This is a genomic window from Xanthomonas sp. Leaf148, assembly GCF_001423585.1.
Lineage (GTDB): Bacteria > Pseudomonadota > Gammaproteobacteria > Xanthomonadales > Xanthomonadaceae > Xanthomonas.
The window spans coordinates 652,411-667,111 of sequence record NZ_LMOP01000008.1; the positions used below are offsets into that span (position 1 = coordinate 652,411).

General features: G+C 63.8%; 16 protein-coding genes and 1 other RNA gene. 10 read left to right on the forward strand and 7 right to left on the reverse strand.

The features are described from left to right. Window positions 1–53: 53 nt before the first annotated feature. From ASF90_RS07530 to ASF90_RS07545, 4 genes are all read right to left on the reverse strand, one after another. On the reverse strand, window positions 54–911 hold the full coding sequence (locus ASF90_RS07530; protein WP_055847953.1) for an alpha/beta fold hydrolase: 858 nt from the start codon (window positions 909–911) through the stop codon (window positions 54–56). Beyond that, on the reverse strand, window positions 889–2,628 hold the full coding sequence (locus ASF90_RS07535; RefSeq protein ID WP_055847956.1) for an ATP-binding protein: 1,740 nt from the start codon (window positions 2,626–2,628) through the stop codon (window positions 889–891). The genes ASF90_RS07530 and ASF90_RS07535 overlap by 23 nt, the downstream gene beginning before the upstream one ends. After that, on the reverse strand, window positions 2,621–3,082 hold the full coding sequence (locus ASF90_RS07540) for a hypothetical protein (protein ID WP_055847957.1): 462 nt from the start codon (window positions 3,080–3,082) through the stop codon (window positions 2,621–2,623). Before ASF90_RS07540 ends, ASF90_RS07535 begins: the two co-directional genes overlap by 8 nt. A 117-nt stretch (window positions 3,083–3,199) precedes the next feature. Continuing rightward, entirely contained in the window at window positions 3,200–3,685 is a 486-nt protein-coding gene (locus ASF90_RS07545) for a YajQ family cyclic di-GMP-binding protein (RefSeq protein ID WP_055847960.1), read from the reverse strand. Between the two features lie 106 nt (window positions 3,686–3,791). Between ASF90_RS07545 and ASF90_RS07550 the strand changes: the two genes are divergently transcribed. The 6 genes from ASF90_RS07550 to ASF90_RS07570 all read left to right on the forward strand — a co-directional run bounded on the left by ASF90_RS07550 (window position 3,792) and on the right by ASF90_RS07570 (window position 8,270). After that, window positions 3,792–4,688 carry a DMT family transporter gene (locus tag ASF90_RS07550; RefSeq protein ID WP_055850236.1) on the forward strand — a complete coding sequence of 299 codons (897 nt, stop codon included), beginning with the start codon at window positions 3,792–3,794 and terminating at the stop codon, window positions 4,686–4,688. A 142-nt stretch (window positions 4,689–4,830) separates the two neighbouring features. Next, window positions 4,831–5,838 carry a methionine ABC transporter ATP-binding protein gene (locus ASF90_RS07555; RefSeq protein WP_055847963.1) on the forward strand — a complete coding sequence of 336 codons (1,008 nt, stop codon included), beginning with the start codon at window positions 4,831–4,833 and terminating at the stop codon, window positions 5,836–5,838. A gap of 2 nt (window positions 5,839–5,840) precedes the next feature. Continuing rightward, window positions 5,841–6,533, forward strand: a complete 693-nt coding sequence (locus ASF90_RS07560; RefSeq protein WP_193552510.1) for a methionine ABC transporter permease — start codon at window positions 5,841–5,843, stop codon at window positions 6,531–6,533. Between the two features lie 215 nt (window positions 6,534–6,748). Beyond that, on the forward strand, window positions 6,749–7,549 hold the full coding sequence (locus ASF90_RS07565) for a MetQ/NlpA family ABC transporter substrate-binding protein (RefSeq protein ID WP_055847969.1): 801 nt from the start codon (window positions 6,749–6,751) through the stop codon (window positions 7,547–7,549). A 62-nt stretch (window positions 7,550–7,611) separates the two neighbouring features. Continuing rightward, window positions 7,612–7,687, forward strand: a non-coding RNA gene (locus tag ASF90_RS21745) — sX9 sRNA. Window positions 7,688–7,712: 25 nt separating this feature from the next. Continuing rightward, window positions 7,713–8,270: a hypothetical protein gene (locus ASF90_RS07570; RefSeq protein WP_055847972.1), complete on the forward strand. Its 558-nt coding sequence runs from the start codon at window positions 7,713–7,715 to the stop codon at window positions 8,268–8,270. A gap of 193 nt (window positions 8,271–8,463) precedes the next feature. Here ASF90_RS07570 and ASF90_RS21750 read toward each other — a convergent pair whose 3' ends face one another. From ASF90_RS21750 to ASF90_RS07575, 3 genes are all read right to left on the reverse strand, one after another. Next, on the reverse strand, window positions 8,464–9,093 hold the full coding sequence (locus ASF90_RS21750; RefSeq protein ID WP_236699224.1) for a hypothetical protein: 630 nt from the start codon (window positions 9,091–9,093) through the stop codon (window positions 8,464–8,466). After that, entirely contained in the window at window positions 9,077–9,682 is a 606-nt protein-coding gene (locus ASF90_RS21755) for a hypothetical protein (protein ID WP_082473449.1), read from the reverse strand. The genes ASF90_RS21750 and ASF90_RS21755 overlap by 17 nt, the downstream gene beginning before the upstream one ends. A 162-nt stretch (window positions 9,683–9,844) precedes the next feature. Further along, on the reverse strand, window positions 9,845–10,516 hold the full coding sequence (locus tag ASF90_RS07575; protein WP_055847974.1) for an OmpW family outer membrane protein: 672 nt from the start codon (window positions 10,514–10,516) through the stop codon (window positions 9,845–9,847). A gap of 144 nt (window positions 10,517–10,660) precedes the next feature. On the opposite strand from ASF90_RS07575, the gene ASF90_RS07580 reads away from it, so the two are divergent. The 4 genes from ASF90_RS07580 to ASF90_RS07595 all read left to right on the forward strand — a co-directional run bounded on the left by ASF90_RS07580 (window position 10,661) and on the right by ASF90_RS07595 (window position 14,698). Next, window positions 10,661–11,221 carry a DNA-deoxyinosine glycosylase gene (locus ASF90_RS07580; protein WP_055847976.1) on the forward strand — a complete coding sequence of 187 codons (561 nt, stop codon included), beginning with the start codon at window positions 10,661–10,663 and terminating at the stop codon, window positions 11,219–11,221. A 185-nt stretch (window positions 11,222–11,406) separates the two neighbouring features. Then, window positions 11,407–12,165 carry a DUF2884 family protein gene (locus ASF90_RS07585; RefSeq protein WP_055847978.1) on the forward strand — a complete coding sequence of 253 codons (759 nt, stop codon included), beginning with the start codon at window positions 11,407–11,409 and terminating at the stop codon, window positions 12,163–12,165. Between the two features lie 128 nt (window positions 12,166–12,293). After that, entirely contained in the window at window positions 12,294–14,054 is a 1,761-nt protein-coding gene (locus tag ASF90_RS07590; protein ID WP_055847980.1) for a dihydrolipoyllysine-residue acetyltransferase, read from the forward strand. Next, a complete protein-coding gene (locus tag ASF90_RS07595; protein ID WP_055847983.1) occupies window positions 14,051–14,698 on the forward strand; it encodes a hypothetical protein in 648 nt (215 codons plus the stop codon). The genes ASF90_RS07590 and ASF90_RS07595 overlap by 4 nt, the downstream gene beginning before the upstream one ends. Window positions 14,699–14,701: the final 3 nt, after the last annotated feature.

Here is a 14,701-nt window from a genome sequence, read left to right on the forward strand (position 1 = left end):
ACGCAACAGACGCAACCTATGCTGCCAGGCGCCATGCTGCCGCGCACGCGCAATCAGCGTGTGTCGCTGTCGTCGCTGCGCGGCGCCTCGCCCACGTGCGCACCGACATGCGTGCGCAAGAACTCCACCGACACCTGGGCGACGTACTCGGCCAGTGGCGTCTTGTGCGGCGACCCGATGGCATGTGCGCCGCTGTCGAAGGCGATCGCCTGCTTGAGCGGGGCAGCCGTGCCCAGCGCATCGAACATGGCCAGCATCGCCGGCACCGAGGCAATCTGATCTTCGTCGCCATTGGGCGCGCGGTAATAGCCCAGCAGCACCGGGCAGCGCACCTGTGGCCACGGCGGCGCGGCGGCGAGTGTGTCGAACAGGCCGCGCAAGCTACGAAAACCGTCCGGATGGATGGTGTCCGACCAATACGCCAGTTCTTCAGCGCTGCGCGGGTAAGGGTCGGCGATCGGCGCATCGGCGTCGCAGAGCCGATCGAGCAAGCCCGCATTGACCGGCTGGATGCCTGGCGACCATGCCACCACCGCTGCAACCTGCTCGGGATGCTGCGCCGCAAGCCAGAGCGCCAAGGTGCCGCCCATTGATGAGCCGACAATTGCCACACGCTCGCCCATCCGCCGCGCCTGCGCCAGCGCCTCCAGCGCAGAGCGTTGCAGCGCCGCCGTCGTCAGCCCCTGCATCGCATCAGGTGCACTGCCTCCATGGCGGGGCCAGCGGTGCACGTAGCCGTTGGCGCCCAGCGCATCGGCCATCTGTTCGGGCAGCGCGCCGGCCTCGCCCGGGCTTGCAGAAAACCCATGCAGGAACAGCAGCGCCACGGCGGTGCGTGTCTGGGCAGCGCTGCGCCAATGCCAGCGCGCCGCATTGCCGGGCTTCAACTCAGTGCTGTCGTTGGTGTGCATGGTGGGCCAGCAGTGCGAGCAGTTCGTGGGCGTTGATCGGCTTGGATAGATAACCTGCCACGCCGGCGGCTGCCGCTTCGCGTATCGAATCGGCGCGCGTATCGGCGGTCAATACGATGATTGGCGGCAGCGCGGCAATCGCATCGCGGGCCTGGCCCAATGCATCCCAGCCGGAGGTGCCGGGCATGTGCAGATCGAGAAACACCAGATCCGGCGCGGCCTGGGCAATGCGCTGTACCGCATCGGTGCCATCGACATGGAAGCTCACCCGATGCCCTGCGCGCGTTAGCAGATTGCCGATCACCAGGCGATTGGTGTCCATGTCCTCGAAGACCAGGCAATGCAGCGGTGGTACGGTCTGCGCGTGGTGCGCCAGCGCATCGCGCAGGCCGAGCGTGCGGCTGCTGTCGGCCGCGGCCACGGGTAGCTCGAAGATCCAGCGGAAGATGCTGCCACCGTCGGGGTTGTCGCTCACCGTCAGGCTGCCGTGCATCGCATCGGACACCGACAAGGCGATATACAACCCCAGTCCGACGCCGCCCTCGGCACGGCTGAATCCGGTGCTGAGCTGGGTGAACGGCGTAAAGATGTAGGCCTTCTTGTCGTCGGGCACACCAATGCCGGTGTCGGTGATCGTCGCGGCGATCGACCAGCGCTGCTGTAGCTGCGTGGCTTCGATCAGCAACTCGACCGCGCCACCGGCCGGGGTGAACTTGATCGCATTGATGACCAGGTTGCTGATGACCTGCTCGATGCGGCCCTCGTCGCCCAGCACATGAGGCGTCTCCGGTGCCTCCATGCGCACGCTCAGCGACACGCCCTTGGTGGATGCGGCGGTCGCGCAGACCGCTTTGACGGTGGTCAGCACGTCCAGCATGCTCAGTGGCTTGCTCTGCAGCTGCAGCCGCCCACCGTCGATGCTGGCCACGTCCAGTACTTCATTGACGCGATGGCGCAGCGCGGTCGCATTGACCGTCACCGCCTGCATCAGGTCGCGCTGTTCGGCTGGCATGCCGTCGGTATCGATCAGCTGCGCGCAATTGATGACCGCATTCAACGGCGTGCGCAGCTCATGGTTCATGGTGCTGATGAAGCGGCTTTGCGCATCGCGCGAGGCCAGCGCCTGCAGCGCCACTTCCTGCATCGCAAGCACGATGCGCGCCACCAGCAGCGGCAATACCATGCTGAGCGCCACCGCATACACAAAGTACGCCGGCCGCGACAGCCAGTAGCCGCTGGGTGCGGTCAACAGCATCAGCACGAAGGTGCTGAGCAGCACCGGCAAGGTGGCGCGTTGCCCATAGCGCGCCACCGCAGCGATGGTGATGAACGGCAGAAAGGCGTTCAACGACATCAACAGGATGAAGGCCAGCGTGGTCTGGATGCCGATGAACAACAGGCTCATCGCAAAGCCCATCGCATCCAGCCACTCACCCGGCGGGATGATCCGGCGCCGCACGAGCACCATCCATGCCACCGAGACGACCCACACGGTCACTGCGGTGGGGAAGACGTTGTGCGCATCCTTGACCAGCACCGGCTGTGGGCCGTACAGCCAGCCCAGGCACCACAGGGTCACCATGGTCTGCACGATCACCCGGCCGACGCAGGCGCGGTATTCCAGAAACGACTCGAACAACCGCACGAGTCTGTCGTTGCGCAACTGCCTGGCCGCCAGAATCAGGCCGGTCGCTGCGTGGTTGGGAGTGCTACGCATGAGGGTCCGCGTCGTCGATGAGAAGGGTGCGCCGGTAGCGCTTGACCAGTAGACCTGCGGCAGTGGCCACGGCAGTGAAGCGGTGCGCAAGCGTGTCGCTCAGCGCGTCGCGTTCCACCTCGCCGCGCAGCTGGTCGCAGGCCTTGAGCAACTGCTGCGAGCCGGTCAACGAGATAGTGTTCTTCAACGAGTGGATCTGTTCCAGCGCCTGCGCCTGGCTGGTGTCGGCATCGCCAAGCGTGCAGCGCGCAATGGCGTGTTCGATCTCCACCGCAAAGGCGTCGGCAAAGGCCGCTGCAGCCACCGGATCGAGGCCGGCGATGGTGTGCAGCGTCGAGCCGCTTTCGATCTGCGGTTGCGCGTGGATCTTGGTCGACTGCACACCGCCTGCGGCAGACGCGTTCGCCTGCCGGGCGTGCAGGCGATGCAACAAGCGGGTGAGCAGCGAGCGCATCGGGGCCGCTAGCCCTGCAGCCCGTTGCGGCGATGGTGATCCACGCAGGGATGCCGCAGGCCTCGGTTGCCCCACTGCGCGTCGGTCACCGCACTCACCGGCATCGCTCAACCACGCTCAGTCGCGAAAGTTGTCGAACTGCAGCGGCTGCTCGAAATCGGCCTTTCTCAGCAGCGCCATCGCGTCCTGCAGATCGTCGCGCTTCTTGCCGGTGACGCGCAGCTTGTCGCCGTTGATCTGCGCTTCGACCTTGAGCTTGGCTTCCTTGAGCTTGGCCACCAGCTGCTTGGCCTGCTTCTGCTCGAGGCCCTGCTTGACGGTGACCTTCTGCCGCGCGCCGGCCAGATTGGTTTCCACATCGCCAAAGTCCAGGCAGCGCACATCGATGCTGCGCGCCAACAGCCGCGCCCGCAGGATGTCGGTCATCTGCTTGAGCTGGAAGTCGCTGGGGGCGGACTGGTTGATGACCTTGCCGTCTTCCAGTTCGAACTTGGCTTCCACGCCCTTGAAGTCGAAACGCGTGTCCAGTTCACGGTTGGCCTGGTCTATCGCATTGGTCAGTTCGTGCTTGTCGACTTCGGACACCACGTCGAAGGAAGGCATGCAAAGCTCCTGTTGGCTGAAAACAGCCGCCATTCTAGGCCATCGTGCCGCGATGGCCGTCATCGACGCATGGCGGTCGGCGCGCTGCGACGGCGATAATGCGCCCATGCCCAGCACCCGTTCTCCGCTCCCCGCCATCGCCTGGATGGTCGCCGCCGTGGCCTGCTTCTCGCTGATGGATGCGGCGATGAAGCTGCTGGCTGCGCAGTACCCGCCGTTGCAGGTGACGCTGTTGCGTGGCGCCGCGTCGCTGCCGTTCGTGCTGGTGTGGGTGTTCGCCACAGCCGGGCCGCGTGCCATCTTGCCGGTGCGCTGGGGCCTGCATCTGCTGCGCGGGGCCTTGGGCATGGTGATGATCGGCTGCTTCGTCTACGGCCTGAAGCGCATGCCGCTGTCCACCGCCTACACCATCTACTTTGTGGCGCCGTTGCTGGTGGCCGCCTTGTCGGTGCCGCTGCTGGGCGAGCACGTGGGGCCGCGGCGCTGGACGGCGATCGGCATTGGCCTGGTCGGGGTCATCGTGGTGCTGCGCCCGGGCGTGGGCGGCTTGGTCTCGCTGCCTGGCCTGATGGTGCTGCTGGCGGCCACGGCCTACGCCATCGCCGCGGTCACGGTGAGCCTGCTGACCCGCACCGATACGCCGCAGGCCATGGTGGTGTGGTTTTTGCTGTTCATGGCGATCGGCGCCGGGGTGCTGGCCATCCCCGACTGGGTGCCGCTGCGGGCAAGCCACGGCTGGCTGATCGCCGGCATGGGCCTGGCCGGCGCGCTGGGGCAGATTGCGCTGACCCAGGCGTTCCTGCGCGGCGAAGCCTCGATGATCGCGCCGCTGGAATACACCGGCCTGGTCTGGGTGATCGGCTGGGACTGGCTGCTGTGGCAGACCTTGCCCGACGGCTGGACCTGGACCGGCGCCGGCATCATCGTCGCCAGCGGCCTGTATCTGCTGCGCCGGGAGCGGATTCGCCAGACCGATCGTCCGTTGCCGCTTGAGCGGCCGTGAGTGGGGATTGGGGATTCGGGATTCGCAAGGGCAAGAGCGCTGCGCTGTTACGCCTCCCCAATCCCGAACCATAGAACCGAATGGAATGACGGCCGTAAACATTGACTGGTAGGCTTCACGACCCCCCAATCGGCCACCCGCTGTGATCCAGTTTCAGGGCCTGCACAAGTCTTACTCCGTCGACGGTCGCCAGATCGTGGCGTTGCACCCGCTCGATCTGCGGATCGGCCCCGGCGAGGTGTTCGGCATCATCGGCCATTCCGGTGCCGGCAAATCCACGCTGATCCGGCTGATCAACCGGCTGGAAGAGCCTAGCGGTGGGCGATTGCTGATCGGCGAGGAAGACGTCACCGCGCTGGATAGCCAGGGCCTGCGTGGCTTGCGCCGGCGCATCGGCATGATCTTCCAGCACTTCAACCTGCTGTCCTCGCGCACCGTGGCCGGCAATGTCGCCTTTCCGCTGGAACTGGCCGGCACGGCGCGCGCCGAGATCGATGCGCGGGTGGCCGAGCTGCTGGCGCGGGTCGGCCTGCAGGAGCACGCCAACAAGTATCCGGCGCAGCTATCCGGCGGCCAGAAGCAGCGCGTGGGCATTGCGCGTGCGCTGGCCACCCGCCCGCAGATCCTGCTGTGCGACGAGGCCACCAGCGCGCTGGACCCGCAGACCACCGCCTCGGTGCTGCAACTGCTGGCGCAGATCAACCGCGAGCTGGGCCTGACCATCGTGCTGATCACCCACGAGATGGACGTGATCCGCCGCGTCTGCGACCGCGTGGCAGTGCTGGACGCCGGCAAACTGGTGGAAACCGGCCCGGTCACCGAGGTCTTCCTGCATCCCAAACATGCCACCACGCGGCGCTTCGTGTCCGAAGCCGAGCACGTGGACGAGGCCGAGCTGCACCGCGATTTCGCCGCCGTCGGCGGACGTGTGGTGCGGCTGACCTTCCTGGGTAACGGCACCTATGAGCCGGTGCTGGGCCGCATCGCCCGCGAGACCGGGGTGGACTACAACATCCTGTCCGGGCGCGTGGACCGCATCAAGGACACGCCGTATGGCCAGCTCATCGTCGCCCTGACCGGTGGCGACCAGAATGCAGCGCGCGCCGGCTTCGTCGCCGCCGGCGTGCACGTAGAGGACCTGCGCGTATGAACCTGCTGCCGATCGCCGCCGCTGGCGGCTTCTTCCGCAATCTCGATGCCGCCAAGTGGGGCGACATCGGGCAGGCGACCCTGGACACCTTGCTGATGCTGGCCGGCGCGCTGCCGCTGACCTTGCTGATCGGCCTGCCGCTGGGGGTTGCGCTGTTCCTGTGCGGCGCCCCGCAGCTGCGCCGTCGCCCGGTGCTGTACGGCGCGCTGGCGCTGGTGATCAACCTGCTGCGCTCGGTGCCCTTCATCATCCTGATGATTGCGATGATTCCGCTCACCCTGGCGTTGATGGGCACCTCGCTCGGCGTGCGCGGCGCGATCCTGCCGCTGGTGGTGGGCGCCGCGCCGTTCTATGCGCGCCTGGTGGAAACCGCATTACGCGAGGTGGACCGCGGCATTATCGAAGCCAGCCAGGCGATGGGCGCCACCACCCGCCAGCTGGTGCTGTGGGTGCTGTTGCCAGAAGCGCGCCCTGGCCTGATCGCCGGCGCCACCGTCACCACCATCGCGTTGATCGGGTTCACCGCCATGGGCGGGGCGATCGGTTCCGGCGGTCTGGGCGATGTGGCCTACCGCGAGGGCTATATGCGCTCGCATGCGGACGTCGCGTTGATCACCGTCATCGCCTTGCTGGTGCTGGTGCAGCTGCTGCAGATGCTGGGCGACCGTTTGGTGGCCCGCTACAGCCGCCGCTGAGCCAGTCGCGTCGCTGCGCGCGGCTGGTGGATGCGCCGCTGCATGCCGCTGCGGCGTGCATCGCCGCTGCGGGCTGCAGGCGGATGCGCTGACATCGCCCCGGTGTGTGTCTTGCAGGCACAGCCCGTGCGGGCCGCCGCATCGCCGCTGCACCTGCGGTCTGCTAGGTTTAACGCCTGCGGCCCGTCCGCATTCCTCCTCCCACGGACCCTTTCATGAGCACATTTGCGTTTCGTTCCCTTCTTGCTGCGGCCACGCTGGCATTGGCGTCCTGCGGCGGCAATGGTGGCAGTGGCGGCGACACCCTCACCGTGGCCGCCACCGCCGTGCCGCACGCCGAAATCCTGGAAGTGGTCGAACCGCTGCTGGCCAAGCAGGGCGTGAAGCTGGACGTGCGCGTATTCAACGATTACGTACAGCCCAACGACCAGGTCGTGCAGAAGCAGATCGACGTCAATTACTTCCAGACCGAGCCCTATCTGGATGCCTACAACCGCGACCGCAAGAGCCAGCTGGTGACCGTGGTCGGCGTGCATATCGAGCCCTTCGGTGCGTACTCGCGCCGCTTCAAGGCGCTGGCCGATCTGCCGAGCGGCGCCGACGTGGTGATCCCCAACGACCCGAGCAACAACAGCCGCGCGCTGATCCTGCTCGACAAGGCCGGGGTGATCAAACTCAAGGACCCGAGCAACGCGCTGTCTACCCAGCGCGACATCGTCGACAACCCCAAGCAGCTGAAATTCCGCGAGCTCGATTCGGCGATGTTGCCGCGTGTGCTGGATCAGGTCGATCTGGCCCTGATCAACACCAACTACGCGCTCGATGCAGGGCTCAATCCCACCCGCGACGCGCTGGCGATCGAAAGCAAGGAGTCGCCGTACGTGAACTTCCTGGTGGCGCGCGCAGACAACAAGGACGACCCGCGCGTGCAGAAGCTGGCCAAGGCATTGACCAGCCCGGAAGTGAAGGCCTTTATCGAACAGAAGTACAAAGGCGCGGTACTGCCGGCATTCTAAGAGCGGCGATCAAACCTACTGCGCTCACCGCCAGGCTGGTGTGGTCGATGCTCGGCATCGGCATGCACCCCGCGGACATGCTGGTTGCTGCGCGCCGTCCACGTTCACCGGACGACCGCTCGTTACGTGTTGCCAACCACCCTTCGCCGCCAACGAGCATGTGATGCCACTTCTCCTCGCTATACCGCTGGCCGTGATCATCGCCCTGGCGGTGTTCGCGGTGCTGTTGCCGTTGTCGCTGGTGCAGCGCTTTCGTGTCGGTACCGCGCGGCGGCAGGCACGCGGCTGGCTGTTGATGATCAATCTGGTCTCGGCCGGCCTTTCCACCGTGTTGTTCGTGATCTTCGTGTTGATCGCCGCCGCGTTCTGGCCCGGCGCGATCAGCCATGCCACCTTCGGCTGGGCCTGCGGGCTGGCGCTGGGGCTGCTGGCACTGCGTCTGACCCGCTTCGAGCGCACCCAGCAGGGGCTGTTCTACCGGCCCAATCTGTGGCTGGTGCTGGTCTTGACCGCGCTGGTGGCGGCACGCGTGATCGCCGGCATGGTGCAGGGGTGGCGCAGCACCTGGCAGGGTGCTGCCTGGCCCTCGGAAGGGTGGCTCAGTCACGCCAGCCTGTTGGGCGCGGCCGGCGTATTGCTCGGCTATGCGCTCGCCTATGCCACCTTGCTGTGGTGGCGCTGGCGCAGCGCGCGCCTGCGCGGCAGCGTCTACTGGCGGTGATCCTTAAATTGAAGCCTTACCAACTCACAATCCCGAAATAACTGGCGTTTCTACAAACCTCGACTTTCAAGAAGTGCTCAGATTGTGTCTCACTAGGTACCATTTATCCGGTCAGGATGAGTAGTATTAAGGTGTAACCATTGTTACTGCCAGCCCTCTCGGTGCTAGCAGTAACAATTTCAAGTATGCCTAATTAATTAAATGCTTCCGCAGCTTTGAGCATCTGCGCGTCTGCTGGTGCTATGCGGATGGCACTTAGGCAATCTGGAGAGGTTTCCGGGAACGAGAACTCCATCTTCTCATGGTTTTTAACGACGGCCAAAGTTAATGTTTCTGAATTACTCTGTCCTCTCGGAATATTTGAAATCAGATAATTCGGGTAGCGGCTTTTAAAGTCCTGGCGAGAGACACAGGAGCCTTCCAGACTGAGTAGGACTGATTCAATATTTTTTTTATCGGCTGATATTGATATGAAAGAGTCCTTGGCAGTCAGATGGTCGCCTATCTTTAATATTCCTCCGCTAACTTTATACGTTCCTTCGTTTTTCAAATTCGGCGTCGAAATTCTGGCTCCAGGCCATGAATTAATAAATTCAGAGGGTGATTTTTTGAGATTTCTCGAAATTTCTTCGGCTAATTCAAACGTACGAGCAGCATCCGCTGCTGTCGCTGCTGTCGCTGCTGTCGCTGCTGTCGCTGCTGTCGCTGCTGTCGCTGCTGTCGCTGCTGTAATTTTAGTTGCATATAATGAAGGTGCAATCAGGGCAGCAATTAGCGTTATTGTAAGGCGGGAATATGATAGTCTGTTAAGGAAGTTTGTCATACTGCTCTCCATAATATACGTTGTAGTTCTGTCCTGTGGTTGAGGTTACGTTGTTCGCGCAGAAGGATTTTCCAACGTTTGATACGACATTAGGTCCTCCAGCAGAGTAAGCCCCGAAAAGCTGTTCGGGATTTGATGCTGCAAGTTTAATGTCTATGCTATTTTGAGTGGAACTCCAAATTTCATTCCTTGCAACTATGTTATTTGTTACGGCAAGTCCTTCCATCTTACATGCTTCATCTATATATGCTTGCCGAGTCGTTTTGGCAAACGAATAATTGAATTTCACATGACCAAATTCATGGGCTAGGGCTGAGACTGTAAAATACATGCCCGGCATATCTTGACTCGCGCAGCTATAATTTCGGATATATACAACTTTATTGGGCATGTCCGTATAGCTGGCCGAGCCGTAAGCGATCTTGAAAGTGGTGCTGCTGTTTATTTGTCCGGTAAGTGTCGTTGATTGGGAAGTTATAAAGTCAATGCAGGTTCCAAGTCCTGTGGTAGGGACGGTTGTCTGAGCCTGAGCTCCAAAGGAAACGAGTGCAAGAAGAAATATCGCTGCTGCATGGCATCTTATGCTCATGGTATCTCCATATTTAACTGAAGAAGTCGCGCTGATTTCTACGCGATCTATCCCCCCCGCAACGAAATCCTAGACGTAAAATTCCCTTCGAACTGAGGTTTGGATCAAAAAAAACAGGCCCTTGCGGGCCTGTTCGGTGAGGTACTTAGTCAATCGGTGTGCTTAGAAGCGCGCGCCGACACCGAAGCCAACAGTCCACGGATCCAGTTCCAGCTCGCTGCCGGTGCCCTGGCCGCCGACACGCAGTTCCGGACGCGAACGCATGTAGCGGGCGTCGGCACGTGCGAACCAGGTTGAGTTGATGTTCATGTCAACACCGACGGTGCCGATCACGCCCTTGGCGGTATCCAGGCCAACGTGCTGACCGGTGGTCGACGCCGCATCGATCTTCTCGTTGCTGAAGTTCGACTCGTAGTAGCCCACGCCCACGAACGGACGGAATACATTGTCGGCCTGGCCGAAGTGGTACTGGCCGCTGATGGCGATCGGCTGCTGCTCGACGGTGCCCACCTTGCCCACGCCATCGGCGTTGACGCGGTGATTGAACTTGTCGGCAGCGCCCCACACTTCAACAGCCCAGTTGTCGTTGATGTAGTAGCTGGCGCTCAGCGTCGGTGCCGGGCCGCCATCGACGTCCAGGCCCGGAGCCGGATCGTTCTTCGGCTTGATCAAGGCGACACCGCCGACCACTGCCCAATGCTTGCCGGACGCGCTCTCAGCGCTGGTGGAAGTCGAGGAGGTATCGCCGGTATAGGTGGTGTCCTGCGCGAACGCGGACGGTGCAATCGCAAGTGCGGATACAGCAGCCAGGCTCAGGATGGAAATGGCACGCATTGGGGGTCTCCTCGCATAATTTTTGTTAGGCCCGTGGAGTGGGCCGCGCCAAAGCTATTCCTGAAAATCTGAATCCACGCCCACCTGCGACCCGCTAAAATTTCGTTTGTTCAGGAACTTTCCCAAGAAGGCCGTGGTTGCGACATGCAAGCTGAAAAAGACATTCACGCAGATGCGATTGCCGTGACGAAAAACGCCGTGCGTGACGGCTTGCCAGCGCACATTCCTAACGATTGCCGTGTCTTGGTACTCGGCTCGATGCCAGGTATCGCCTCGTTGGAGGCGGGCCGCTATTACGCGCATCCACGCAATCGGTTCTGGCCAGTGATGCATGCCCTCTTGGGTATTGATGCTGCTGCCATGTATGCCGCACGCATGCAGGCATTGAACGCACAGGGTGTCGGGTTATGGGATGTGATCGGCCAATGCGCGCGTCGCGGCAGCCTGGATGCTGCGATCGTCGCAGACAGTGTGGTGGTCAATCCGCTGCCTGCGTTGCTGGCAGGTTTGCCGCAGCTGCGCATGGTGGCCTGCAATGGCGCCGCGGCGGCGCAGGCCTGGCATCGCCATGTACGGCCGCTGTTGTCGCAGGACGCGCGCAGCGTACCGCTGCTGGCCTTGCCGTCCACCAGTCCGGCCAACGCCGCTTGGTCGTTGCCGCGTTTGTGCGCCGCATGGCAACCGGTGCGCGAAGCGTTGGGGTGATGCGGCCCTGGCCCACGTCAATGAATCGCCGACGATGATGCGTGTCTGCGCAATGCGCGCCCGTCAGCGCGTGCGCATGCAACCAGCACGTCGCCAGCTGCCGCCATAAGTCATGCCAGCGTCCGGCACAGGCAGCCCGCAGCGCGTGGCCGCACAGTGCAGGCAGCACATGAAGGAGCACCGCGATGACGATCAGACATGCAATGACGATGGCGGCAACGCTCGCACTGGGTATGTTCACTGCAGCGGATGCGGCGCTTGCCGACGAGATGCAGTGCGATGTCAGCAGCGATTATGACCTCACGCTCAATCCGCGCAGCCTCATCCTGATTCGTAACGCCGGGACGCCGCAGCGCCTGGTGATGCGCCAGGGCGCGTTGTTCGTCGACGATCGCTGGGTGACGCTGAGTGCCGACGACCGTACCCGCCTGATCCAGTTCGAGCGGCAGACCCGTGAGGTGGTGCCGCTGGCGCAGGAGGTCGGGCGCGAGGCCGCCGACATCGCGGTCACCGCGCTCGGCGAAGTGGCGGCCGGGTTCAGCCGCAGTCCCGAGGCGACCCGCGCGCAACTAGCCAGCGTGCGCGAAAAGATCGATCTGCGCTTGAAGCAGAGCTTCAGCAAAAGCCAGCTCACACCCGTGAATATCGACGACGACATCGGCGCGCTGGTCGCCGAGGTATTGCCGCAGTTGATCGGCGATGTGATCGCCGGTGCGGTGCAGTCCGGGCTCACCGGCAACGACATGCAGCTGCGTTCGCTCGATGGGCTGGAAGCGCGCATCGAGCGTCTGGTCGAGCCGCAGGCGCGTGCATTGCGCCCGCGTGCGCAGCGCTTGTGTGACCGCGTCGAAGCGCTGGATGGGCTGGACAATGCGCTGGCGTATCGTTTGCCCTCGGGCGAGCCACTGCATCTGTTGCAGGTGGATCGAAGCGCCTCGAAATAAGCATGCACCTGCGTGCGCGGACGCTGCATCCTGCGGGCCGTGCGATTTTTTCGACGCCAATGGTTGGCGCTGCGGCCCGTGGCCGGCCACAATAGGGGTTTCCCCATCTGTTGCCGGAGTTCCCCCGTATGGCCGAAATCAAGGAAGCACTTGTCCCCGATATCGGTGACTACAGCGACGTCCCGGTAATCGAGGTGCTGGTGTCGGTCGGCGATACGGTCACAAAGGACCAGAGCCTGGTCACGCTGGAATCGGACAAGGCCACGATGGAAGTGCCCTCGTCGGTGTCCGGCGTGGTCAAGGAGATCAAGGTCAAGGTCGGCGATTCGCTGTCGCAGGGCGCCCTGGTGGCGCTGATCGAAGTGGCCGATGCCGGCGCCGACACTGCGGCCAAGCCCGCAGCAGCTGCTCCTGCTGCTCCGGCCAAGGCCGCGCCCGCTGCTGCACCGGCACCTGCTGCCAAGGCCGCGCCGGCTGCACCCGCCGCCGAAGGCGGTCTGGTCGAAGCGCGCGTGCCCGATATCGGCGACTACACCGACATCCCGGTGATCGAAGTGCTGGTCGCTGTCGGCGATACCGTCGCCAAGGACCAGAGCCTGGTCACGCTGGAATCGGACAAGGCCACGATGGAAGTGCCGTCCTCGGCCGCCGGCGTTGTCAAGGAGCTCAAGGTCAAGGTCGGCGACACCCTGTCGCAGGGCAATGTGGTGGCGATCATCGCTGCCAGCGATGGCGGCGCCGGTGCGGCGCAGTCTCCGGCCAAACCCACCACCGACACCGCCGAAACTGCCGGCAAGGTCGAGCCGGTCGCGGTGTCGGCCGAGCCGGACAAGCTGGCCCAGCGCGAGATCGCGCAGGTGCAGGGCGCACGTTCCAGCGACGCCTCGCAAGGCAGCCAGCCATCGGCCGGCAACCCGAGCAGCCCGCCGGTGACCTTCGACGCCGACAGCGTGCTGCCGTCCAAGGTGGCCTATGCCAGCCCGGTGGTGCGCGTGTTCGCACGCCAGCTGGGCGTGGATCTGAACCAGCTCAAGGGCAGCGAAAAGGGCGGCCGCATCACCCGTGAAGACGTGCAGCGCTTCGTCAAGGCCGCGCTCACTGGTGGCGCGCCTGCCGCAGCCGGTGCCGCACCGGCCGGTGGTGGCAACGGCCTGAACCTGCTGGCCTGGCCGAAGGTGGACTTCAGCAAGTTCGGCGAGACCGAAACCCAGCCGCTGTCGCGCATCAAGAAGATTTCCGGTGCCAACCTGGCGCGCAACTGGGCCATGATTCCGCACGTCACCCAGTTCGAATCGGCCGACATCACCGACCTGGAAGCACTGCGCGTGGCGTTGAACAAGGAAAACGAGAAGGCCGGCATCAAGCTGACCATGCTCGCCTTCCTGGTCAAGGCCAGCGCCGCGGCGCTGAAGAAGTTCCCCGAGTTCAACGCCTCGCTCGATGCGGCCGGCGAAAACCTCACGCTGAAGAAGTACATCAACATCGGGTTTGCCGCCGATACGCCGAATGGGTTGGTGGTGCCGGTGATCCGCGACGTCGACAAGAAGGGCGTGCTGCAGATCGCCCAGGAAAGCGGCGAGCTGGCCAAGAAGGCGCGCGACGGCAAGCTGGGCCCGGCCGACATGAGCGGCGGCTGCTTCTCGATCAGCTCGCTCGGCGGCATCGGCGGCACCGCGTTCACGCCGATCATCAATGCGCCGGAAGTGGCGATCCTGGGCGTGTCCAAGTCGGCGATGCAGCCGGTCTGGAACGGCAAGGAGTTCGTGCCGACGTTGATGCTGCCGTTGTCGCTGAGCTACGACCACCGCGTCATCGACGGCGCGCTGGCGGCCCGCTTCACCACCTACCTCAGCCAGGTGCTGGCCGACATGCGTCGCGTCCTGCTGTGAGGACTGCACTGCTGACGATCGCCGTGCTCGGCGTGTTGCCGTGGACCTGCGCGACGGCACGCGAGTGCGACAGCACGCTGGGGCGCGGCTGGCCACCGGCCGTGGGCAACTACGGCACCGCGGTGAGCACGCTGCTCGACGGCGGCAACAAGCCGGCATTGTCGTTGCTGACCCTGCCCACACGTGGCGTGGAAAGCGGCGTGTCGCTGGTGCCGGGTAAGGACGGCGCCGACTGGACCCTGCGCCACAGCCGCGCCGACGAGCGCGTCTACAGCTGGGTCAGCCAGAGCGATCGCGGCAGTGTGCAGTTCCGCACCGAGCAGACGCCTGAAACGGTCGAGATCCCGATTCCGGCGGCGTTGGCCAAACGGCTGGTCAGCAACTGGACCGCGGCCTTGACCCAGCTGGCACCGAGCGGCCGCACCGCGCCGGTGACCGAGGGCGAAGTGCTGTCGTTCCAGGTCGAGGGCGTGCGCTACAGCGGCACGCGCCCGAGCTGCGGCGCTGGCGAACTGCTGCTGCAACAGGCCGCGCTGCTGATCGAAGCCAGCGACGGCAAGGAAAAGAAGCGCGACAAGCGCTGGACCCAAATCGAATCGTCGCTGGATGAACTCCAGCAGACGCTTGCCGGCACGGCCGGTTAAGCC

What these genes read in the sequence shown, in the direction of transcription:
- ASF90_RS07530 (WP_055847953.1), bottom strand. Translation starts at nt 911, where the DNA reads ATGCACACCAACGACAGCACTGAGTTGAAGCCCGGCAATGCGGCGCGC.
- ASF90_RS07535 (WP_055847956.1), bottom strand. Translation starts at nt 2,628, where the DNA reads ATGCGTAGCACTCCCAACCACGCAGCGACCGGCCTGATTCTGGCGGCC.
- ASF90_RS07540 (WP_055847957.1), bottom strand. Translation starts at nt 3,082, where the DNA reads ATGCGCTCGCTGCTCACCCGCTTGTTGCATCGCCTGCACGCCCGGCAG.
- ASF90_RS07545 (WP_055847960.1), bottom strand. Translation starts at nt 3,685, where the DNA reads ATGCCTTCCTTCGACGTGGTGTCCGAAGTCGACAAGCACGAACTGACC.
- ASF90_RS07550 (WP_055850236.1), top strand. Translation starts at nt 3,792, where the DNA reads ATGCCCAGCACCCGTTCTCCGCTCCCCGCCATCGCCTGGATGGTCGCC.
- ASF90_RS07565 (WP_055847969.1), top strand. Translation starts at nt 6,749, where the DNA reads ATGAGCACATTTGCGTTTCGTTCCCTTCTTGCTGCGGCCACGCTGGCA.
- ASF90_RS07570 (WP_055847972.1), top strand. Translation starts at nt 7,713, where the DNA reads ATGCCACTTCTCCTCGCTATACCGCTGGCCGTGATCATCGCCCTGGCG.
- ASF90_RS21750 (WP_236699224.1), bottom strand. Translation starts at nt 9,093, where the DNA reads ATGACAAACTTCCTTAACAGACTATCATATTCCCGCCTTACAATAACG.
- ASF90_RS21755 (WP_082473449.1), bottom strand. Translation starts at nt 9,682, where the DNA reads ATGAGCATAAGATGCCATGCAGCAGCGATATTTCTTCTTGCACTCGTT.
- ASF90_RS07575 (WP_055847974.1), bottom strand. Translation starts at nt 10,516, where the DNA reads ATGCGTGCCATTTCCATCCTGAGCCTGGCTGCTGTATCCGCACTTGCG.
- ASF90_RS07580 (WP_055847976.1), top strand. Translation starts at nt 10,661, where the DNA reads ATGCAAGCTGAAAAAGACATTCACGCAGATGCGATTGCCGTGACGAAA.
- ASF90_RS07585 (WP_055847978.1), top strand. Translation starts at nt 11,407, where the DNA reads ATGACGATCAGACATGCAATGACGATGGCGGCAACGCTCGCACTGGGT.
- ASF90_RS07590 (WP_055847980.1), top strand. Translation starts at nt 12,294, where the DNA reads ATGGCCGAAATCAAGGAAGCACTTGTCCCCGATATCGGTGACTACAGC.